Raw genomic sequence first — 699 nt, forward strand, 5'->3', positions numbered from 1 at the left:
GCAAAAAGAAGCCGCCGCGTTTCTGTCGCACAGTCTAGAGTATGCCCGCCGCATCACCGACCTGCCGCTACTCGTACGCATGGATGCCGGTAACGACGCGCTGGAGAATTTGAATGTCTGCCTGAACGAAGAGGTAGATTTTATCGTCAAACGCAATCTGCGCCGGGAATCGCCGGAAGAATGGCTGATGATCGCCAGGCAAGACGGGATGTGCTGTGAAGAACGAGAGGGTAAGCGTGTTTATCTGGGCTCCATGGAATGGACCGACAAGAAGCTGGAACGCCCCATTCGCGTGGTCTATCAGGTGATTGAGCGAACCGTGGAAGCCGATGGACAAATCCTGCTGGTACCCCGGATTGAGGTGCAGGTGTTTTTGGATCCTCGCTATACGTTGTGGGAATAGTGTCGTTTTACCAGATCGATAGAGCGATTTGACATGGAGCCTCTGCGGGCATGAGTACTCGCGAAAGCCGCGAAGGGTAAGGACTTCGCGTTGCTAACCAGCTTATCATGCCCGCCCCTCCATATAAAATCGCAATCTAATTACCCCATTCAGAGTAGCGAGGAAGCGTGTTTTTCACCACGCTACGGTGTTCGCCTTGGCAAGTGATGAAGCTGTACCGTGACCACGCTACCAGCGAGCAGTTTCACAGCGAACTCAAGACGGATTTAAATTTGGAGCGATTGCCTTCCGGCAAG

The 699-nt window shown here is 53.2% G+C and carries 1 pseudogene; it reads left to right on the top strand.

What is annotated here, in order from left to right:
• Positions 1-403: pseudogene (locus ABD76_RS02350) on the top strand (IS1380 family transposase); the annotation flags it as partial.
• Positions 404-699 lie beyond the last annotated feature (296 nt).

This window comes from Paenibacillus dendritiformis, from assembly GCF_015845845.1.
GTDB classification, from domain to species: domain Bacteria; phylum Bacillota; class Bacilli; order Paenibacillales; family Paenibacillaceae; genus Paenibacillus_B; species Paenibacillus_B dendritiformis_C.